The 21,334-nt window shown below is 36.8% G+C and carries 23 protein-coding genes; 16 read left to right on the top strand and 7 right to left on the bottom strand.

What is annotated here, in order from left to right:
* Positions 1 to 24: 24 nt before the first annotated feature.
* From pdxH to BMS_RS12240, 3 genes are all read left to right on the top strand, one after another.
* A complete protein-coding gene (gene pdxH, locus BMS_RS12250) occupies positions 25 to 627 on the top strand; it encodes a pyridoxamine 5'-phosphate oxidase (RefSeq protein WP_014245138.1) in 603 nt (200 codons plus the stop codon).
* Between the two features lie 3 nt (positions 628 to 630).
* On the top strand, positions 631 to 1,191 hold the full coding sequence (locus BMS_RS12245) for a hypothetical protein (RefSeq protein WP_014245137.1): 561 nt from the start codon (positions 631 to 633) through the stop codon (positions 1,189 to 1,191).
* Between the two features lie 116 nt (positions 1,192 to 1,307).
* Positions 1,308 to 3,143, top strand: a complete 1,836-nt coding sequence (locus BMS_RS12240) for a DUF2341 domain-containing protein (protein ID WP_162137852.1) — start codon at positions 1,308 to 1,310, stop codon at positions 3,141 to 3,143.
* Here the strand turns inward: BMS_RS12240 and BMS_RS12235 are convergent.
* From BMS_RS12235 to BMS_RS12220, 4 genes are all read right to left on the bottom strand, one after another.
* Positions 3,140 to 3,817, bottom strand: coding sequence for a PilZ domain-containing protein (locus tag BMS_RS12235; protein WP_014245135.1), 678 nt, complete (start codon positions 3,815 to 3,817; stop codon positions 3,140 to 3,142). The two genes, BMS_RS12240 and BMS_RS12235, sit on opposite strands and share 4 nt — an antisense overlap.
* A gap of 55 nt (positions 3,818 to 3,872) precedes the next feature.
* Positions 3,873 to 4,367 (bottom strand): hypothetical protein, encoded by a 495-nt coding sequence (locus tag BMS_RS12230; protein ID WP_096910009.1) that lies wholly within the window; start codon positions 4,365 to 4,367, stop codon positions 3,873 to 3,875.
* 12 nt (positions 4,368 to 4,379) lie between these two features.
* Positions 4,380 to 5,168 carry a hypothetical protein gene (locus BMS_RS12225; RefSeq protein WP_014245133.1) on the bottom strand — a complete coding sequence of 263 codons (789 nt, stop codon included), beginning with the start codon at positions 5,166 to 5,168 and terminating at the stop codon, positions 4,380 to 4,382.
* 162 nt (positions 5,169 to 5,330) lie between these two features.
* A complete protein-coding gene (locus BMS_RS12220) occupies positions 5,331 to 6,827 on the bottom strand; it encodes an OmpA family protein (protein ID WP_044557587.1) in 1,497 nt (498 codons plus the stop codon).
* 241 nt (positions 6,828 to 7,068) lie between these two features.
* Between BMS_RS12220 and BMS_RS12215 the strand changes: the two genes are divergently transcribed.
* The 11 genes from BMS_RS12215 (at position 7,069) to BMS_RS12165 (ending at position 15,975) form a co-directional block, all read left to right on the top strand.
* Positions 7,069 to 8,013 (top strand): LPP20 family lipoprotein, encoded by a 945-nt coding sequence (locus BMS_RS12215; protein WP_014245131.1) that lies wholly within the window; start codon positions 7,069 to 7,071, stop codon positions 8,011 to 8,013.
* Positions 8,014 to 8,022: 9 nt separating this feature from the next.
* On the top strand, positions 8,023 to 8,712 hold the full coding sequence (locus tag BMS_RS12210) for a hypothetical protein (protein ID WP_014245130.1): 690 nt from the start codon (positions 8,023 to 8,025) through the stop codon (positions 8,710 to 8,712).
* Positions 8,713 to 8,727: 15 nt separating this feature from the next.
* Positions 8,728 to 9,336: a lipoprotein gene (locus BMS_RS12205; RefSeq protein WP_014245129.1), complete on the top strand. Its 609-nt coding sequence runs from the start codon at positions 8,728 to 8,730 to the stop codon at positions 9,334 to 9,336.
* Entirely contained in the window at positions 9,330 to 11,021 is a 1,692-nt protein-coding gene (locus BMS_RS12200) for a hypothetical protein (protein WP_014245128.1), read from the top strand. Before BMS_RS12205 ends, BMS_RS12200 begins: the two co-directional genes overlap by 7 nt.
* 32 nt (positions 11,022 to 11,053) lie before the next feature.
* A complete protein-coding gene (locus BMS_RS12195) occupies positions 11,054 to 12,022 on the top strand; it encodes a hypothetical protein (RefSeq protein WP_157868283.1) in 969 nt (322 codons plus the stop codon).
* Between the two features lie 135 nt (positions 12,023 to 12,157).
* Complete coding sequence (locus BMS_RS12190) at positions 12,158 to 12,664, top strand: NADH-quinone oxidoreductase subunit B (RefSeq protein WP_014245126.1); 507 nt, start codon at positions 12,158 to 12,160, stop codon at positions 12,662 to 12,664.
* On the top strand, positions 12,657 to 13,361 hold the full coding sequence (locus BMS_RS17940; protein WP_014245125.1) for an NADH-quinone oxidoreductase subunit C: 705 nt from the start codon (positions 12,657 to 12,659) through the stop codon (positions 13,359 to 13,361). The genes BMS_RS12190 and BMS_RS17940 overlap by 8 nt, the downstream gene beginning before the upstream one ends.
* Position 13,362: 1 nt before the next feature.
* Positions 13,363 to 14,496, top strand: coding sequence for an NADH-quinone oxidoreductase subunit D (locus BMS_RS12180; protein WP_014245124.1), 1,134 nt, complete (start codon positions 13,363 to 13,365; stop codon positions 14,494 to 14,496).
* Positions 14,493 to 15,017, top strand: coding sequence for a 4Fe-4S binding protein (locus BMS_RS12175; RefSeq protein WP_014245123.1), 525 nt, complete (start codon positions 14,493 to 14,495; stop codon positions 15,015 to 15,017). The genes BMS_RS12180 and BMS_RS12175 overlap by 4 nt, the downstream gene beginning before the upstream one ends.
* 151 nt (positions 15,018 to 15,168) lie before the next feature.
* Complete coding sequence (locus BMS_RS12170; protein WP_044557584.1) at positions 15,169 to 15,540, top strand: hypothetical protein; 372 nt, start codon at positions 15,169 to 15,171, stop codon at positions 15,538 to 15,540.
* Between the two features lie 129 nt (positions 15,541 to 15,669).
* The gene (locus BMS_RS12165; protein ID WP_014245121.1) at positions 15,670 to 15,975 is read left to right on the top strand and encodes a hypothetical protein; all 306 of its coding nucleotides are present in this window, start codon (positions 15,670 to 15,672) and stop codon (positions 15,973 to 15,975) included.
* A 34-nt stretch (positions 15,976 to 16,009) separates the two neighbouring features.
* On the opposite strand, the gene BMS_RS12160 is transcribed toward BMS_RS12165, so the two are convergent.
* From BMS_RS12160 to BMS_RS12150, 3 genes are all read right to left on the bottom strand, one after another.
* The gene (locus BMS_RS12160; RefSeq protein WP_014245120.1) at positions 16,010 to 17,101 is read right to left on the bottom strand and encodes a porin family protein; all 1,092 of its coding nucleotides are present in this window, start codon (positions 17,099 to 17,101) and stop codon (positions 16,010 to 16,012) included.
* A 77-nt stretch (positions 17,102 to 17,178) separates the two neighbouring features.
* Positions 17,179 to 18,396, bottom strand: a complete 1,218-nt coding sequence (locus BMS_RS12155; RefSeq protein ID WP_014245119.1) for a class I SAM-dependent rRNA methyltransferase — start codon at positions 18,394 to 18,396, stop codon at positions 17,179 to 17,181.
* A 4-nt stretch (positions 18,397 to 18,400) separates the two neighbouring features.
* Entirely contained in the window at positions 18,401 to 18,682 is a 282-nt protein-coding gene (locus BMS_RS12150) for a hypothetical protein (RefSeq protein ID WP_014245118.1), read from the bottom strand.
* A gap of 65 nt (positions 18,683 to 18,747) precedes the next feature.
* On the opposite strand from BMS_RS12150, the gene BMS_RS12145 reads away from it, so the two are divergent.
* A complete protein-coding gene (locus BMS_RS12145; protein ID WP_014245117.1) occupies positions 18,748 to 19,551 on the top strand; it encodes a hypothetical protein in 804 nt (267 codons plus the stop codon).
* A gap of 97 nt (positions 19,552 to 19,648) precedes the next feature.
* A complete protein-coding gene (ettA, locus tag BMS_RS12140) occupies positions 19,649 to 21,334 on the top strand; it encodes an energy-dependent translational throttle protein EttA (RefSeq protein WP_014245116.1) in 1,686 nt (561 codons plus the stop codon).

Raw genomic sequence — 21,334 nt, 5'->3', positions numbered from 1 at the left:
TTTTAAAAGTGGCATATTTTAAATATGGAAAACTTAAGTAAATTCGATATATCAAACGATCCTATAGAAACATTTGAGAATTGGTTCAACAAGGCAAAAGAGCTTGATACTTACGCCGATGCTTTTTCTCTGGCTACCTCTGACTCAAAGGGGGATGTGAGTGTTCGCTACTTACTCTTTAAAGGTATTGTAGATGGAGGATTCTCATTCTATACAAATTATAATAGTCCTAAGGCAGAGCAATTAGAGGAAAATCCTAGGGCCTCAATGGCATTCTTTTGGAAGAACTTTGCTAGACAAGTTCGCGTAAAAGGTAATGTCAGCAGAACTACTCTTGAGCAATCAAAGAAATACTTTGAAGGACGTGCTAGAGAGAGTCAAATCGCATCATATATATCTGATCAAAGTAAAAGGATAGAGAGTAGAGAAGAACTCTTAAAGTTACATAGTGAAAAAGTATCAGAGCTAGAGGGAAAAGACATTCCGTATCCGAGTAATTGGGGTGGTTATGTTATTGATCCAACAGAGATTGAGTTTTTTATCTATGGAGAATTTAGGTTAAATGATAGAATTTTATTTAAACGAAATTCTAATAACGCTTGGGATATAGAGAGACTTCAGCCTTAACCTATGAAAAATGTGATTAAAAAACTAGCTTTCATTTCTATCTTTCTTTTCAGTACTCATGTGTCGGCAGTAAACTTCTATGGGGGAGTTGGCTATAGCTATAATATACTCTCTGCCGAAAGTGACTTTTGGAATGGTGGGGATGGTGGAGATCCATTCTTTATTTTAGGAGCAAAATTTAACAGACTTGCACTAGAGCTTTCTTATAGATCACTTACTTTAAATAATATACACACGGCCTCTGGTGGAACTTTTGATGTCGATGTCAAAGACTCAATGATGACTCTTGGGCTCAGGTATGATTTAAATTTATTTTCACATATTAATTTTGGTATTGTTCGCCACAGTGTTGAGACGGAGTATACGACTACTGCTAGTTCTAGACTCAATACTTCCTCAATTGATGGTAGCGCAATAAGTTTCTTTGTGGGGGGAGGTCTTTTTGGTCCTCTCTTTATTCAAGATTTAAAGTGGATCATTGACCTCAATTATTACCACCGAAACACTTCTTTCGGTATATTTGCCCTAGAAACCGGCATATTCTACAGTTTTTATAGTTTCTAAAGTTAATTTTTCTTAAAAAAATATAATCGACCGATCAGTTATTGAACCTTGTTAGAAATCTTTAAATAAAGGTATCAAAAGTGATGGTTTGGAATTTTAGAAAAGCTTTAACATTAATGAGTTTACTAACTCTCTTCGCTGCATGTAACTCGGCGAAGGAGTCTGTTGAAGTTGTTGACCAAGGAAGGTTTAATCGCCCGCCTGTCTCTACTCCCGATGATCCTACAAATGATGATATTTCTCTTGTAAACTCTCTTGTTGCAATAACTAGGGAGCGTCTTGCTCCCAGTGATCAGGCCATTATAACTTTTACTGCAAGAGACTCTGATGGTGTGGCCATAAATGAAGGTGGTCTTGATGTGGACTTCTCATTAGTTGGAGATGGAACTTCAACAGGAACTTTCTCGGCCACTGTAGATACTGGAAATGGAGTGTATAAAGCTACACTAACTGGAATTGATTATGGATCTAAGAATACCATAAGAGTAGAAGTTGAGGGGAGTACTCTCATCTTTGTACAACCCCTACAATTACAAGTGATAAGCGGTGACTACTATAGAGAAATTGATTTAGATAATTCTACGGATCAAGATGAGTTTCAAATTGAAGTTAACCTGACAACTTCAAACTTTGACTACTCTAATGCTGAATCAGCAGGTGAGGATATTAGATTTTTTGATGAAGACTTTAATGAACAAGATTTTTGGATTGAAAATTGGGACAATACTGGAGACTCAAAAATCTGGGTGAAGGTCCAAAACTCAGGAACAGATAAATTACTTTTAGTGTATGGAAATAATTCTCTTGCGAGTGCATCTAGTAGAGAAGGTGTTTTTTCATATGATGTTAATAAAGATATTTACTATGAACTCTCTCAAGTTGCGGGTCCAAGAAATTATGGAATCTCGTCTTATATTAGTAATAATAACGTAGATGTCCTCACTAATGCAGGCTACTCATCTCAAACGATATCTCCGGTTGCAGCGACAACATACTCAAATGTCATAAGTGGTCTGATCGGTGTTGACGGACCAATCTCTGGAAGGTTTCTTACATTCAATGATGGAGCTGATACTGTAGCCCCTCTAAGCTTTGCTTCAACAACTTTGGCCTATCCAAAGTCGAGAGGAACAGATGATTGGGATATTTATAATCCAAACTCTGTAACTGCTAATTTTACACTTTCTAATTATGATAGCTCTGGAAACTTAGTGAACTCTAATAGCTATTCACTTGCAGCTGGTGCTGAACTTCATATCGATTACGACGTATCAAAAATGGGATTAATTGAAAGTGATTATCCTCTTCTAGGTTTATATTATCAGTCTAATTCAAATGATGCAGTAGTCATGATGAAGCCATCGACAGATATAATTGGTCCAGCTGCCACAAGTGGGTCTATTGCTATTGTGGAAGACGGGACAAATGGAACGATCTACTACACTAATGGAACAACTCAAGCATTCTCTGGTGATAAGGGAGATGTCATAGACTTCTCTGGTGGAGGAAGTCAAAATAGTGCAACTGGACTTCGTGTTATTGCCACTAAGGGAGTAAGTGCAGTTTCCCAAGCAGATAGTGATGGTTCTGAGTCAGCATCATTTTGGCCAATTGAAGAATTAAATAACGACTATATTGTTCCAGCAAGCTCGCAGTATGTAGTCATCATTTGTCCTGAAACAGTAAATATCACCCTCACTGATCCAGGTGGAAATGACAACTCAGGAGTTTGTGTACCTGCTGGTGGCAATAACCCTGGAGTTATTTCATTTGGTAGTGCAACTGTTGTTAGTTTTCAAGATGGAACGAGAGTTTCCGGGGATGCTAACTTTTTCATGTACTACGAGTATGAAGATGAAGATGAAACAAATGTCGTCTCGTGGAAGCAGGCCAGGTCCTATTCCCCTGTTCCGGTATCTACTAGTGTAGGAGCAGAGCAGAGTTGGGATTAATTTGAAAACTTAATTCCGACCTTAAAGACTGAAGAATCATCTTCTGCTTGTCTAATACTTACAACCTCTCCAGACATTTTCTTTGGAGCTTCTTTAGCATTTATTGCAACGACTTGGATAAGATCACCGATGTCAAACTCTGAAGGGTCAATGACCTTAATACCCATTCCTCCTGATGACATATCGTAGAGGGGGAAGCTTTCTTGGTGAGCGTATTCACCACTTAATAGAAGTCTTTTAATCGTAACTTGCTGTTGACCCTGGGGTTGTACTCTAGGAGCATTTCTTAGATGCTTGAATTTATCTTCATTTTCTTTTTCGACCAATTCAATATTCTTTAGAAAATCATTGGAGACTTTTAAGATGCGATTTGGAATTGGAAAGATAATCATATCTTTAGTTAAGTCTCTTGCGCTGAACTTAAAGGCAAGCGATTTTTGTGCGTTAAAAAAGAAGAACTCATCTATAGAAGTAAACTTGAAGCCCTTTGAGCTACAAGGAGCGATGTGAACGACTTGCTTAATCAAATCAACCTTTCTCACGACAGCATATTGAACAACACGTTTTTCATCCTTTCGCTGCCAGAGCCAAATTTTGGCCTTACTTTGATTGAGAACTCTAAAGAAAGAGTGAATCTCAAATTCATCGTGAATGGATTCACCATCTTGAATCATTTTTTCTCCTATAGCTCTATTATTGCTTAAAAGAGAAAAATGGTCTATCGGGAATTTATGAAACTTCTTTCAATTTCTCCTTTTTTTCTTGATTCTTAAAGTATTCATTCATAGCGCTTGGAATTTCTTGAAAGAAGTCATCATGTCTAAAGCGGATGGACTCTATTTGCTCACCACTTATACTTGCATCTTTGAAGACCTTTTCAATTCTGTAGATTGGCCCAGCGATTCTATGAGAGAAAAAGAGCCCGAAAGTGCATAATGCTACTGATAGGATTGTTGAACTAATTAGAAAAACTAGTGTCATGAACTCTTGTTGTTCCATGAGTAGACGATAGAATGGGTGATTACTTGGAAGGTTTAGAGTTTCACCGTAATTCATAAACTTATTGAAGAAAACCCAGTTTGCTCCATGCATGATTCCCATAGAGAGTATGACCGATGCTAAAATAAAGCCCATAAACTTCTTTTGAAAAGGAGGGTTTATTAGAAACTTTCTTCCCTGAAAGAGTAGTTTATAAACTTTATTTCTTTCTAAGTTCTCATTCATTTCATACTCCATTTATAGTTCAAAGCCTGAGAGCATCTCTTCGACTTCTTCTTGAGTGTAGTCTAGTTCAAGAAGCTTCTCTTCTAAATCAATGCTCTGGTCTTCTGCTGCTTGAAGAAATTCTAATTGAGCATCCTCTGGTAACTCTTCAAACTCCATTGGCGCCTTCTTCTCAATTTCTTTTTCGCTCTCATGTAGCTTCTCAAGCCTTGCTAATTTATCTTCTTTTTCTTCTTTCTCTTGAGTTAGAACGTTTTTGAAGCTTAAAATTTCTTTTTTAAATTCTCTTGTCTTAGAAAAATTAGTAATTGCAACAATTGAGTCCCTATCAAATCCAATATCTTCAAAGACTATATCCTTTTGAAAGTCTCTGAGTTCAAAGTTCTCTCTTATGACAAAGTAGTAGAGAAGCTCTAGGTCTAAGTAGACTAAGGGAGTGCTTTGTGTCTTTAATTCCTTATTAAGCTTTCCAATATTTCTTTTAATATCTTTAAGTAATAGTAAATTATCTTTAGATGCATAGAATTCTTCAATAAAGGAGATCACTAATGAATCCTTTTCTTTGTTGAGATCTCTTTCCTGAGGAGTTGAGCTAACTTGACGGGAGTTTGATTTATTCTTTGATTCTTCTAGGTCATTTAGTGTGTTGAGTAGAGCAATTGTTTTCTTCTTATCTTCCGAAAGAAGAGACTCGTGAGTGTTGACCTTATCTTTTAGGTCCTTATAGGAAAGATATGAGTATGTCCTTAAGCATAGACAGAATACAAATAATCCAAATGTAGATATGGACAGCTTCTTCATCTCGTTAATACCCCAGTTCTGTCCTACAGCATAAAGGAATAGGGGATTCGGGCAATAGTTGGAGAAGGGTGATTTAAGTTATTGGTTTAACTAAAATGAAGAAGAGACAATGCCTTTAAAAATAGGCATTGTCTTCTTGGAGGTGGCAGTATTTCTTGGTATTTACTTAGAGTCCTTCTTCTGTAGTTCGAAGATAATCTCAACTCTTTGTGAAGATTCACAGTCATATATTCCGCATTCTCGTGCTTGAATACTTGCTGGTCCTCGAGGCTTCATTCTAGGCTCAGAAAATGACTTTCCTGAGATAACTAGCTTTGAGCGTATTTCATTTCTATGTGGTAACTCGAAGTTATTATCGGTGATAGCTCGCGCCACTGATTTTGCTCTTTGAATACTGATATCCATATTATCTTGGAAGGCCTTTGGGTCTGCATCGATTGGGTCTACATACTTACCTTTATAAATAGGAGAAGAGTGACCAATAATATGAATTCTTTCTAATCTATCTTTAAGTTCATCTTTAGAGAATATCTCTTTGCTATATGCACCTATTATAGATTGAAGCTTCGTTCTAGTCGTTTCTGTCATCTCATACTGACCAGAGTTAAAAAAGAAGTTTTCATCTAGAATTAATTTTAGATGTCTTGGATCAACTTCTACAAGATAACCAAGATCTACTGATGAAGGAATAGGTTCATAGCTAACAACACTTGCTGGCATACGATTCACTTTCCCGTCGTAACTATTGTCTAATTTACTATTGGTATTTATAGCAGCGGCGTACTTATCTTGAAGAATACTAATATGATTAGTGTACTCTTCTTTTATATTTGAAGCATAAGTTCTTAATTGCTTATTCTCTTCAACTTGATCGTTGTACTTCTTCTCTAATTCATTATAAGAAATTTTAAATTTCGAAAGTTGATCTTGCGATCTTTTTAGCTCATTCGCTAGGAGTGAGCTAGCGGAAGATAGCTCTGTTTCATTTTCATACATATCTATCTTTTTCTGATACTCAAGAATAGATGCATTCTTTATATGGAGTTGATTTTGTAAGTTTCTAATTTCTTCAATATGCTTACTCTGAGACAGTATGGCCATCGCCTCCATCTTTTCTGGCATTTCATTAAAAGCATTTGTTAAATCTTTTAATTTGAAATTTAGTTTTTTAATCTTCTGAGACAGTTGAATATTCTGATTCTTCATCGATTTTTTTAAATATTGAATTCTCAAATCTTTTTGAACAATAATACCTTTTAGATCAGAGATTGTTTGGTCATGGTCTTCAATATTTCCACTCAGCTCTCTTTTTTGAAATTCACCTTTGATTTTTTGTGAAAGTGTTAATTCCTCAACTTTTGAGGAAAGAGATTTAGTAAGCTTCATATACTCAAAAATAGCTTTATTCTTTTGCGCTAATACTTTATCTATATTTTTTAAAACAGCGCTCTTTTCTCCATGAGTGAGAAGTAGGGATTTCATTGTCTCTTCATGAGGAGATAGCTTAGCACTAATGGCCTTTGCTCCATCAATACTTGTCTCTAAGTGGTTTAAGGAGTCATTGTTTTCAAGTGACTGAGTCTTTGCCATTACATATTCAGTACTAAAGCATGTAAGTGAATAGATGAGACTTAGTTTAATAATTTTTCTAGAAATCATATGGCTTCCTTTAATCATTAGGTTCTTATGATTTTATCGGAATTAAAGCGTTAAACTTTAGCACTTTTGTCGGATAATTTGTCGCAGACTAAGAGTTCTCGATACATACTAAGTATCTGAAGTTATTCAGTTAAGTCACAAAAGTAATTTTTCTTGATGTTCAAAAAACTCAATATTTAAAATTGTATTTCTAGTATCAATTAGTTAGCATTTAGCAGTTAATTTCTTTGGGATATTTCTAATGATTAAAAAAGCACTCTCTCTATTTCTTTTAATTCAATTAAGCTCGTATGCATTGCCTGAATGGGCCACGTCGCCGATGAGTTTTTGTCCTCCCACTGAACTCTGTGCCGTTGGAGAAGCAGCTGGCTCAATGGGTGCAGATGCAGCTGCTAGAAATGAGATTGCAAAAATATTTAGTACAAAGATTAAGTCTAATACTTCTGTAGTTACAACTTCTGAGTCTACTAGTAATGATGGTGTTATTGCTGGAGATGTAAGTGAGCAGACTTATAATAGTATTCAAGAAATGACGGAAGAAATAGTTGAGGGTTCTTATATTAAAGAGAAATTTCAAAGTGAAGATAGCTACTTCTCGTTAGCGGCACTTCACAAGAGAAAGACCTCTACGATTTTAGAAGATAGAATGAGTCGAATCGATACAGAAATGAAGTCATTAATTAAAGATGGAAGAAGAAGCTCGCTTAATAAGGCCATAAAGCTTTATGAAACCCGCAATTTTATTCACGATAGATATCGAATTTTAAGGAATACAGACTACACGAGTTCAATAAGCTTAAAGACATTATTAGATTTAAAGAAAAAGAAAAGAGAATTGGGCGTTAAGGTCTCCCTAAGAGTGAATGAACTTGATCAAGCAAGTGATATCCTAAAATCAGTCAAAGAGAACTTAATAGAGAATGATTTCATTATAAACTCAGATAAGGGCGACTACCGAATTGAAGTTAAGCTGCAATCAGAGCCTCAATATATGAAAGTGAAGGGTTTTGTTAAGAATAAGTTTATTCTAAGTGCAAAGAGTTTCAATAACTCTAATGAAGAGATTGGAGCCCTTAAGTATGAGATCATTCAAACGGGAAGAAGCTTTAAGCAATCCTATGAAAATGCATTACCTGGTATTTATAATTATATAAAAGAAAAGTTTAACGAATTAAATATTGATTAAGGAGTTTATATGAAAAGATCATTTTTATTTATTTTCTCTCTACTCTTACTTGCTTCATGTGGTTCTTCGGACAAAGAAAGGGAAGTTGAAGAAAGAGAGAATACTGAAATTCAAAGAGACTATGTTGTTAAGGATGCTAGCTCTAATTATAAACCTGGATGGATTGAAGATCCTGAAATTTGGGCCAGAGATAAGGGAAAGGATACTGCAAAGTATAGATATTTTTCTTTTGAAACTGAGCCGAAAGTATCAAGACGAATTGCTTGCGATATTGCCAAAGCAAATGTGAAGGCAGATATCGGTGGTGAAATTGCAACATTTATTGATAAGCAATTAGCAACATCTACAGAGGGGAATGCATCAGTAGATGAGAATAATCCAAATATTCAACCTCTTAGACAATATGTTGAAAGCACTCTCGCACAAAAGGTTCAAGCTCTTATTCATGGAGCAGCGATTGTGAAGACTTATTGGGAGAAGAGATCATATCAAGTGGAGCTTGGAGCAAAGAAAGACTTTAATGCTTTTACTTGTGCTGTCTTTGTAAGAATGGACTCTAAGAAGTTAGCTGATGCTGTTGACCAAGCTGCAAATTTTGTTGCAAATCAATCTGGTGACGAGGCGACTAAGTCTAATGTGAAGAAAGCGCTTGATAATGCCGCGGAAAATTTTAACAAGGCCAAGAGGGGCGAAATTTAATTTAGGAGATTTATAATGATTAAGATAACAGCATTAATGCTTTCACTTTTATTCGTAACAAGTTGTGGAAGCTTCCAAGCAAAGAGAGTTGACTCTGCTGAGTCTGATGAGAGAGCAATGGAGATAACTGACCAATGGGTTCAGGGAGATACTGAAAGAGTTGTTCAAGAAATTTTAGAAAATATTTCTAAGCATAATGGCTTTAAACGTTACTTAAGAAAATCTGGAAAAACGCCAACTGTTTTCATCGGTGAGGTTAAAAACTTAACTTCAGAAGCTTACTTTCCAATTAATGATATCAATGATGAGTTTTTAAATGAGATCTCTGCAAGTGGTGACTTTATTCTAGTTGACGCTTCTGCAAGAGAGAATATTTTAAAAGAAATTACTTATCAAAATGATGGAATGGTTGATCCAAATACTGCAAAAAATATCGGTAAACAAGTTGGTGCAGATATTATGATATTTGGAAATGTCTACATGAAGCCTGAAACGAGAAAAGGTAAAACAATTAAGCAATACTCAGTTAATATTCGTATGACAAATATTGAGAGTGGTTTAGAAGTTTTAAGAACAAGAGCAAAACTTTCAAAGTATTCTGAACAAAGTGGAAGTGGATGGTAAGAGTTAAAAAACTTCTCTTCTATTTTCTTTGTATTACTCTACTGGTCTCTTGTGCCAGTAGAGGCCGTAAGATCTCAAGAGAGTTGAGGTCAATGGTTAAGCAAGGGGATTATGCTAATGCTCTGAAGTCTCTTGAAGCTTCGGAGTTCTTCAAAAAGAACCCTGAGTCCAAGCTTCTTTATCTTATGGAGAAAGGCCTGATTTATCATGGACTAGGTAGATATGCGAAGTCCATTGAAGTCTTTGAAGAAGCGAAAACTCTTGCACGTAAGCAATATACTGTAAGGATTTCTAAAAAACTTAAGACATATATTGCAAATGAGAGTTCAGATATTTACTACGGTGAGAAGTATGAACTCTCAACTCTTTTCTATTACCAAGCCCTTAATCATTTCATTCTATCTTATAAAGATGAAGTTGATCATGAAAAGCTGGCCGAGAAAGGAGAGATAAAGCTCGAGTGGAAGAAGCAAAGTGATAATGACAAAAGACAATCGCTCTTTAGAGCAAGGGCCGAGCTTCTGGCATGGGATTCTTTTTTAAAAGATTTAAAGAATGAAAGAAGTGGAAATCCAGTCTTTAAAAATGATCTCTCTGCTAAAATACTTGGAGCTCGAATTCATGAAACAATTGGCACCTCCCAAGATAGGGAAATTGCCTATCAACTTTATAAAGACGCAAGCATACTTCTCATTAAAAATTATAACGCCTATAAAGCGTTTAATATGAAGAATGTTGATTATGTTAAAAGCTTTGAAAAGTTCCCTAAGATGGGAATGGAGAAAGTTGTAAAAGACTATATTTCAATGTCGACTCATCAAAAGGAACTTAAAAACTTTTTAGATGAAAAGGTTCTAAGTCTAAGTAAAAAGCTTAGACCAAGGACTTGGAGAAGAGAAATTGCTCCATTTAAAATCGATACAAAGAAAATCAAAACTCAGGAAACTGGAAATATTTCTATTCTTATTGAAGAGGGTGTTATTCCAGCTAAAATTCCTTCAAAGCAATTCTTTGGACTTGGTGAGAGCTTAACTAAGGAAAGCCCTGCTATGGCCATGCTCTTAGGTAGTTTTGCTGCTGACGTTCTAGGGCTCATGCCTCCCGCCGGAACTTACGATCCAGTTGGGGCCAATGTTGGAATGGTTGTCGGCTACGTTGCTGCAACACAGGCGGCAATTTCATTTGAATTGCCAGTTATTGAAGAGCACCATGCTAAGGGAAGTTTTGTTCTTGAGGTTTGGAGTGATAAGTCTAAGGTTAAAGAGAAGATAATTCCTTTAGTTAATCCGATGGGTGATATTGCTGAACAAGCTGTAGTTGAACAATCTGCTTGGTTATACCCTAAGCTTGGAGCGAGACTGGCCACTAAGCACGTTATTGCAATTCTCGCGGCCTATGCAACATACAAGAGTCTTAAAGATCAAAATGAATTCCTCGCTAAGAGTGGAGCGGTTTTACAGTATGTGGCGTCGAGTAAGGGGATAGAGGCTTCTGAGCAAGCTGATACAAGGCAGTGGGCAACAATTCCTGCCTCTATAAGAATGACAGAATTAAACTTACTTCCTGGAACTTACAATCTAAAACTTAGAGTGGAAGGTTTAGAAAATAGTACCAAGTCAATTGGTCAAGTAATGGTAGAAAGTAAGAAGAAAAAGTACTTTATTCAAAAGAGAGTAAACTTCTAAAGAAGCCCCCTTAATTTTCCGAAAGTAGATCAATGAGTGTTTTGTTTAAACCATTGATCTTATTTTCTTTTTCGCTGCTTATTAGCTCAGTGTCTGCAAAGTCATTCAATAGAAGAGCGCGCGTGATTCACATTGACGTGCAGGAGAATTGGGATAAGAGTTGGTACAATTCTCGAGAAGGAAAAGAGAAATCTCTTGAGAAGGTTTTACAAACTCTTGCAACATCAAAAACTGGAAGACTTATTATTGCCAGATCTACAGAGAAGGCAAAGAGTGTAGGAGCAAGTCTTAGAGATGTGATTGATGTAGGGAGTAGCTCCCTTACAGACACAACTCTTATTAGAAAATTCTCACCAGATAATCCTAGCGAAATTCATTATCAAACTAAATCTAAAGTATATTTAAATAAAGGTCTCTCTTTTCAGGATGCGGTTCTAGATCTTGCCCACGAACTAACGCATTACTCATATCGTGAGCCATTTAATCCTTATGTGACAAAGTTCACAGTGGATCAATTTGTAAGCTCAGTTATTGAGGGAAGAGGCGGCGAAGTAGATGCTTACTTAATTGAGTGTCGAGTACTAAAAGAGTTGAGGCCTAGTAACTTTAAGACTAGCTCTAATTGTAAGAATGTTGTCGACCCACAAACGGGAAATTTTTCAAAGTCTCTAGGCGTTGCTCGCTTTTATGATGTTGGAGAGTACTCTGAAAATTTTGAAGAAATTATCAATAAATATGGTTGGGAGAAGTCAAAGTTTCCTAAATTAGGTAAGGGAGAGGCTCTCTATATCTCATCTGCCTACGGTCTCCCATATCCTGTCGCCGCATTAAGTGAGTTTACAACCATAATGGGGAAGGCCTGTGAAAATGATTACAACCGACTCGTTATGATGAGAGAGGGAATGGGCACCAGTTCTCGTTCTCCGGCCTCTTTGAGCTTTGGAAAGTTTAAGAATCTCTACGCTTCTTACAAGACGCGTTGTTCTCAGTTTCGTCCTTAAATCTTATTTTGACAAATGATGTCGTTACTTGTTGCACAGCATTTGTCTGACTAAATCGGTATTTTTTCACGCCCTTACATTGACTAAAACCTGTGCGAAAGGTAAAAATTATGGGATAATTTCAAAAATCTAAAATTGAATAAAGAAAGGAAAACGCTAATGCAAGACAGCGTCGTTTTGATGAAGTTGGATGACTTCTTTAATTGGGGTCGTAAGAATTCTCTTTGGCCAATGACATTTGGTTTAGCTTGTTGTGCAATCGAAATGATGGCAACAGGTGCTTCAAAGTATGACTTGGAAAGATTTGGTTGTGGGGCATTTATGGCCACACCAAGAAGAGCCGATTTAATGATTGTTGCAGGAACTGTAACACTTAAAATGGCACCAAGAATTAAGACTCTTTATGAGCAAATGGCAGAACCAAAGTATGTTATCTCAATGGGTTCATGTGCAAATAAGGGAGGACCTTATTGGCAACACGGATACCACGTTCTTAAAGGTGTAGATGAGATTGTTCCTGTAGACGTTTATGTACCAGGTTGTCCTCCTAGACCAGAAGCTCTTATTGAAGGTCTAATGACACTACAAAAGAAAATTGCTAACGAAAGACTTCTTAGAGATAAGTGGGTGAAGCATGCATAGTGAAGTTGTAGAGTTTTTAAATGCGGAAGTTTCAGGTTGTAATGCTGTCGCAAATATCGCTGAAGTTGGTGATAGTGCAGTTACAGTTGAGCCTACTTACATAAAGCAAGTTTGCCAGGCCCTTAAGGGAAGTGACAAATTTAAAATGAATGTTCTTCAAGTTATCTCTGGTGTTGATTACCCAGAAGAAAACCAAATTGAAGTGAATTATATCTTAGCAAGTTTCATTGAGAATACAGAGCTAATCCTTAAGACAAGAGTTGCTAGAGGTGAGGGAGAGAATCTTCCAAAGCTAGAGAGCGTTTGTGATATTTGGAAATCTGCTAACTTTCAAGAGCGTGAAACTTACGACATGCTTGGTGTTGTTTTTGAAAATCATCCAGACTTTAGAAGAATCCTTTGTCCAGATGACTGGGAAGGTTTCCCTCTAAGAAAAGACTATGTCGTTCAAGAAAAGTATATGGATATGGTTGTTAATCCTGAAGACAAGATTAACAAAGCCGATATTGAATTCTTTGCAAAAATGAGAATTGATCACGAAGATCCAACACAGGTTTCTGGTTCATGGGTTGATGAGCACGTTTGGATTGATCAAGACTTAGCAAATAAAGCAAAAGATAGAGTTGCACAGATTAAGGCCGCTAAGAAAGCAAAGGCCGATGCTGAGAAGTCTTCGCAAGAGAAGGGAGAAGAGTAAGATGGATATTTCTAATCAAGAAAAACTTCACACTGATCTTTTGACTCTTAATATGGGTCCTCAGCACCCTGCTACTCACGGGGTTCTTAGAGTAGAGATTAAAACAGATTCTGAAACAGTAGCTGAGGCAATTCCTCACTTAGGTTATCTACACAGATGTAAAGAGAAGCACTCTGAATTTCTAGATTATAGAGGGGTTATTCCTTACACTGATAGAATGGACTACCTTGCTGCTATGAACATGGAGCATGGTTACTGTTTGGCCATTGAGAAAATGCTAGGAACTGAGGTTCCTAAGAGAGCTGAATATATAAGAGTTATGGTTGCAGAGCTTCAAAGAATTGCATCTCACTTAATGTTCTTTGGAACTTATGCCATTGACCTTGGAGCTTTCTCTCCATTTCTATATGCATTCCAAGATAGAGAATTTATCTTAAGAATTTTTGAAGAGCTTTCAGGAGCTAGACTTCTTTATAATTATGTTTGGATTGGTGGAGTTTGGAACGACATCAGTGATGACCAACTTAAGAGAATTGAAAACTTCTTAGTTGAGTTAGAAGAGAACGTAAAGAAATACCACAACCTAGTTGGTGAGAACTCAATCTTCATTGGAAGAACAGCCAACGTAGGTGTTGTTTCAAAAGAGATGGCATACGATTACGGAGCGACTGGACCTGTACTTAGAGGTTCTGGAATTGATTGGGATCTAAGAAAGAAGAGACCATACTCAATCTATGAAGACTTTGATTTTGATACAGTTGTTGGTGAAGGTCTTAAAGGACAAGTCGGTGACTGCTGGGATCGTTACTATGTAAGAATCATGGAGATCTTCGAATCAATTAAAATTGTTCGCCAGTGTCTTGAAGGAATTGAGGAAGGACCTATTATGGGGAAAGTTCCTAAAGTCCTAAAAGTTCCTAAAGGTGAAATTTACATGAGAACTGAGTGCCCAAGAGGTGAACTTGGTTACCACATTGTAGCTGATGGAACTAAGAACCCTTATAGAGTTAAAGTTAAGTCATCATGTTTTACACACGTTTCAATGTTACCAGATATGGCCCCAGGTCAGATGATAGCAGACTTTGTAGCTTCAATTGGTTCTATTGATATTGTACTTGGAGAGGTTGACCGATGAATACGACAACACTTACGACAACTAGACAACCAGAAGAGTTAACTTTTAAAAAATGGTTATTAAATATCTTCCGTGCAGTAAAAACTGTTAGTAAGGGAATGGGGATTACACTTAAGTATGTTTACGGGGTTAAGCCTGTAACTATTGAGTACCCAGAGGTAAGAGAAATTCTTCCTGAGAATTCAAGATCTCGTTTATTTAATGACGCTGAAAACTGCATTAGTTGTTACCAATGTGCAGTTGCTTGTCCTGTTGACTGTATTTATATTACAGCAACTAAGAGAGACAAGGACGCTCCAAAGTTAAAGGCCTCTAATGGAAATCCAATTAGATTAGATTTACATCAATACACTATTGATACGGCCCTTTGTTGTTACTGTGGACTTTGTACGACTGTTTGTCCTACTGAATGTCTAACACACACAACTGACTATGAGTTTGCTCAATATACGCTTGATTCAATGAAGTATGACTACCTTGCTCCTGATATTAGAGCTTGGCGTGATAGAATCGTTAAGTAATTAAAAGTATAGGCCTTCGTTTGAAGGCCTTTTTTGTGCAAACTTTCTTCATTAAATTTTCCAAACGATTCCTAACAAAACCATAACTGTATTTCACATTTCTACGGTGATACTTAAGCTTCAATTAATAAAACATAACTTTGGAGACTTTATGAAATCACTAATGACATTACTATTCTTATCTTGCGTATCAGTAAGTGCTAACACTGTTGAATCAATTTATAGTGCAGAATCAAAGCTACACCCAGCTCTTAAAAAAGAGATTGCAGCTGTACTTCTAGAAGACTACAAGTGCATTAATGCTTACGGATTAAGAGAACTAAACACTGAGGTTGTTGTTGATCGTGTTGATCAAGGTGTAGTTGATTACTACTATACGACAACTTTTTCAGCAACTTACACATATGACTATCACCCAAATACTGCAAAAGTTGTTGTAAAAAGTGCTAAGTATGCTGGTTCAAATCCAACTATTAAGTGGACTGATATTGAGTCAATTGAAGCGCATATTCTTTGCGAATAATTAAGATTCTACACTCTTACCCCCTCAGCTCTCTTTGAGGGGGATTAATCCTAAAAAAATTACCTTCATTTACATCCTCTTTGACGGTATTGCCCCCTCTTTGATATGACCAAAAGAAAAGGGGAAATTATGAGAGCATTCTTAATCGCAGTGTTAGCACTTGTGAGCGTGTCTTCAAATGCATATTACACAGCAGCTGCAAATTGTTTCTTAGTTAGCGGAGCTCAGGCTCAATGTGAAGCCTGTAACTTTGCTGGATACAGACCACTTACATGTACATTGAATGTGCAGGGAAGAACTAGTTATGGATATTCTTTTAACGGGGTTCAGACTAAGGTACTACTTCCTGGTCAATGTATGAGAGGCTTTGTGTACGCAAATAATCCTTATATGGATCCACTAGTAGGCGCATTTGGTAATGTAACTTGTAGATAAAAAAAGGAGCTGATATAGCTCCTTTTTTTATGATTTAGAATTTAATGATAACATCAAGTTTTGAAATATGTTCTCTATCTGTATTATTAGAGCTAGGAGAATTATCATAAGTGTTTTCAGATTTTACTGAAGTCATAGTCAAGGTAGATTCAAATGTCTCTGATCTATAACCAATTTCACCCCCGTATTCTCTAGTTTTAACATCTAAATTATTTGTGTTACTTGTCGTGTTCTCACTTGAGCCTTTTCCAAAATTCGCAATAACACCGGCGAAGAAGTTATAATTACTAAAAGCATATTCTGGGTTTAGCTCTAGGAAGAAAAACTTTGATTCAGTTTTCTTATCATAACTCTTTCCACTTGTATGAGAGATAGCAGTATCTACTAAGAATCTATTCACTTGGTAGAAAATATTTGAACCAATTTCAAGAGAGCTTCCCTTAGAGTCAGTGTCCGTCTTATCATCAGTTTCTTTTGTTAGGTATAATTCCGAAGTTAGATTCTTGTCATCAGAAACATGTCCAATACCTAGAGTGTAATTGTAGAAATCTAGCTCTGTTTCTAATGTAATATTTGAGGCGTGTAGTTCATTCTTTCTTGTTGTCTTTGAAATCTGTGCGCCTACATAGTAGTTTTTGTTGAAATTATAACTTCCCGCAATTGAGTAAGAAAGTTCACGATGTTGTTCATTTGCACTTGAGTGAGTATTGTGAAGATCTTCGTCGGATTTTTCAATTCCTGCAGCAAGTGTAAAATTATTAAACTTCTTGGCCGCGTGAACTGAGAAAGCTAAGAAGTCAGTGTCATAGTCAGAGAGTGAGCCATAGGCTTCATGGTCACTATCGTAAATACCTAGTCCTATCTCTAAATTAAAGCTCTCCGTCGAGTAAAATAAATTACCTTCCTGATAGCTTGTATATGTATCAGAATTTAGAGTGCCATTATTATCTCTATTCTTATTCTTATCCCCTTGAGTACTTACTCTAAAGGCATTTCTATCTGTCCAAGATAGGGAAGAGAGGCCTTGGGATAGCTCATAGCTTCCTGGTCTAAGGTCAGGAATGATAACTTCAGCATTTGCACCTTGAAGTAGTACAAAGAGACTAATTAAAGATAGTTTTTTCATTTTTTCTCCATTTTAACTTTTCACTAATTATAGAAGAAAAAAAATAGTATTGAAAAGGTTTAACTCTGAGCTTTACATTACTTTCTAGAGAGAAGTAGTCCTTTAAGATAATCCCCTTCAGGAAAACCACTTAGTGTGACACAGTCTTCTTCCATTCTAAGAGCTTTTGCCACACGCATACCACTCTTACTCGCAAGCTGTTCGATTCTCTCATTAAATTTCTTTCTTAGAATATGATGTGTATTTAAGAATACGACTGCCTTACCCTCATCAGATAAGCAACTCTCAATCATAGGAATAAGTTTGTCATAACTCTTTAGTGCACTTTGACTCTTTCTTCCATCACTTGAAAAGCTTGGAGGGTCACAAATGATAAGGTCAAACTTCTTTCCTTCATCCGCGTAGCTCTTAAGGGCTTTTTCAACAGAAGTAATTTTACTTTCATGATGTGAAGAGTTTAGCTGTGGGTTGAGTTCAATATTTTTCTCTAGCCAAGTGATATAATCTTTTGAAAGATCCACACTGTGAACATCTGTTGCTCCTTTAGAGAGAGCGAAGAGACTAAAGGCTCCAGTATATGAATATAAGTTTAGAACAGATTTTGCATTTCTAAATTCATTAGTAAGTTTCTTTCTAATGGCAGACATATCGCTATAGATACCGATGTCATACCTATAATCAAAACGTAAATGATAGTTAATACCAAATTCTTGAATTGTAATTTCTGTTAATTTCTTTTCAAGGTTTTCAAAGTTAACAGCGTCTGAAGTTTTTCTCTGTTGAAAAATAAATTTATCAACCTCTGGGAAGTGAGAGGCGCAGTGGGCCTTAACAATTCGTCTGATATCATTCTTAAAGAAGAACCAGAAATCACTATATATCTGTATTAGTGCTACATTTCCAAATTTTTGAATCATTAATCCAGGTATTCCATCGGCCTCTGCAAAGCAGAGATAGAAATTATCTCTTTGGTACTTCTCTCTAGCAGATACTCTCTTTAAGAACGACTCTTCTAATCTATGATTAAAAGATCTTAGAAAACCATTTGGAGACTCTGGAAGTTCAGTTCCGATTTCCCAAATTCTTGCTTTTACTTTCTTGTGAGTAGGGTCGTGTAACAGAAAGAGTTTTTCATCACCTTTAGGATTCTTCCCAATGAGAAGATTTTGTTTTCTCGGGAATTCTTTAGTGTATGAGTCTTCTGTAACCCAAGGGTGTCCCTTCTTTGCGTGTTTAAGAGTTGCAGGGTGAAGTTTTACCCTTGGTAATTTATGTTTCTTTACTTTAGTTGCCATGGAATTAATTTTCTTCTTTTAGTTTTGCAAGCTCTTCAATAGCATTCTCAGTCATGAAGAGAAGCTGATTTGTGAGAGCAAAAGGGTCGTTGAATTCTTCAATCCCAACGTCAATAAGTCTCTCTTTCATACTAAGAGTAAGTTCTGTGTAGGGATCGATTTCGTGACAAATCCCTTTGAGCTTTGAGATGAGAATCTCCAAGTTCATGATATCTAAACTCACCTGAGTAGGGGAGTAAAGTGAAGGATTTTTCGCTTGTGAATTATCTTGATCTATTGTTTTCATGTTGTTTGTTTATTCCAGAAATTCCTTTTAACGTCAATCGTCAATAACGATTAGACAGGGTAAGTATGGAATATCTCGTAGCACTCCTTCCTTTATTTTTATTTCTAAGACCTAAGAGTCTTCTTCGAGCTAAAGGGGAGGATTATAAGGGAGTTGTGCGCTTAATTGAGGGAGCAGAAGTATCTTCTCCGGCTGTAGAGGGGGAGCTTTATAGATTGGCAAAACTCTTACTCGAAGTCAGGAAACTCTATGGTGCTAAGGCCAATGAATCCTTACTTCTTTTAAAGAAAGAAGCCTTTCGCTCTATGCGCGAAGAGAAGAAAAATAAAAGTGTTCTTCACGGAGCTTACTTTCAGCAGTTCATTATGGGGATACTTATTTTAATGATGATTCTCATTACCAGGTCAATGTTTGAGACTAAGAGTGAGACCTACTTTGTCATTATCTTCCTTCAAGTATTTGGACTAAGCTTTCTACATATAAGTGGTGTGCTTTTAAACCGGATCTTTATTCGCGGAGGAATTATTCGTCTAAAGAATCTATTGATTGTTAAAACTCTCTCTGCAAGTGGGCTTTCGGTGGGAAGAGTTATTAAAAATATTGATTGGGACTCAATTGGTCAAACTTCAAATAAGCGCTACCATAGCTGGGATAAGCTCTTTGCTAAAACTCTTTCGCATTGGCAAGAAAGTGGGGATGGTCTAGTGGAAGTTTTGCCGGAGCTAGAAGATGAACTCTCGTTTTTAAGGGCCACGGGGCAGAAGAAGTTTCAGGAATTTATGAATGCTGCCAAATTTATCTCTCTACTTATCGCTGGTTTTCTCAGCTATTTTGTTTATCTCTTTAGTTTTGTAACAATGCTTTTATAAAAGGCTAATTGACGCTCTAAGAGATTGATATTTGGGTCTAGCTGTAATAGCTTAGTATTGAATTTTTTAATAATTTGACACTAAGCAGAGGTAAGAAGTGGCCCAAACAAATGATAAGCAAATCATCTATTCAATGAATAGAGTTGGAAAGGTAATTAAGAGCAAACACATCCTTAAAAATATTTCACTTTCATACTTTTACGGGGCCAAGATTGGTGTTTTAGGTCTTAACGGTGCGGGGAAGTCCACACTACTAAAGATTCTTGCTGGTATTGATGAAGATCACCTCGGTGAAACACATATGGCAAAGGGATATACTGTTGGTTACCTAGAGCAGGAGCCTACACTAGATCCAGATAAAACAGTTAAGGAAATTGTTCAGGAAGGGTGCCAAGAAGTTGTAGATATGCTTGCTCAATTCGATGAGATTTCTATGAAATTCTCAGAGCCAATGAGCGATGATGAAATGAATGAACTATTAGATAAGCAGGCCAAGCTTCAAGATAAGCTTGATCACGCAGAGGCTTGGGAACTAGACAGCAAGTTAGACCTTGCGATGGAAGCACTAAGATGTCCTCCAAGTGATCAAAAGTGTGGTGTCCTTTCAGGTGGTGAGAAGAGAAGGGTTGCACTTTGTAGACTTCTTTTACAAAAGCCAGATATCCTCCTTCTAGATGAGCCAACAAACCACCTTGATGCTGAAACAGTTTGGTGGTTAGAGCGTCACTTACAACAATACAAAGGTACAGTTATTGCTGTAACCCACGATAGATACTTCCTTGATAATGTTGCAGGATGGATTCTAGAACTCGATAGAGGACAAGGAATTCCATTTGAAGGAAATTATACTGATTGGCTAGAGCAGAAATCGAAGCGTCTTGCTCAGGAAGAGAAAACTGAGTCTAAGAGGCAAAAGGCCATGAAAGAGGAACTTGAGTGGATTAGAAGTTCTCCTAAGGCAAGACAGGCAAAGTCAAAAGCAAGAATCAAGAGTTATGATGAGAGATTTAAGTCTTCTCAAGAGAAGAGAAACGAAACTAACGATCTCTTTATTCCTACTGGGCCACGTCTTGGAAACTCTGTTATTGAAGCTGAAAATGTTTCTAAAGCATTTGATGATAAAGTTCTCTACGATAACTTAAACTTCCAACTACCTCCTGGTGGTGTTGTAGGTATTATCGGTGCCAACGGTGCTGGTAAGACAACTCTCTTTAGAATGATCACTGGTGAGCAAGAGCCTACAAGTGGTACTTTTAAAGTAGGTGATACAGTGAAGTTAAGTTACGTTGATCAAGGGCGTGCTCTTGATCCTGAGAAGACGATTTATGAAACGGTATCTGGTGGAACTGAATTTATTAAATTAGGTGAGCAAGAAGTAAACTCAAGGGCCTATATTGCTAAGTTTAACTTCTCAGGTGAAGACCAAAAGAAGAAAGTTAGTGAGCTTTCTGGTGGAGAGAGAAATAGAGTGCATTTAGCAGCAACTCTTCTCACTGGTGGAAACGTTTTACTGCTGGATGAGCCTACAAACGACCTTGACGTAAATACTCTGCAAGCTCTCGAGAAAGCTCTTGTGGACTTTGCTGGTTGTGCCGTAATTATTTCCCACGATAGAGCTTTCTTAGATAGACTCGCCACTCATATCCTTGCTTTTGAAGGTAATGGAGAGAGCATTTGGTTTGAAGGGAATTTCGCTGACTATGAAGAAGACAAGCGTAAGCGTTTAGGTGACGCGGCCGTTAATCCTAAGAGACATACTTATAAGAAGCTTACTAGAGATTAA

Source organism: Halobacteriovorax marinus SJ (genome assembly GCF_000210915.2).
Classification (GTDB): domain Bacteria; phylum Bdellovibrionota; class Bacteriovoracia; order Bacteriovoracales; family Bacteriovoracaceae; genus Halobacteriovorax; species Halobacteriovorax marinus.
Note: the sequence above shows the minus strand (reverse complement) of the source record. Positions and strands in the feature narration are given on the sequence as shown.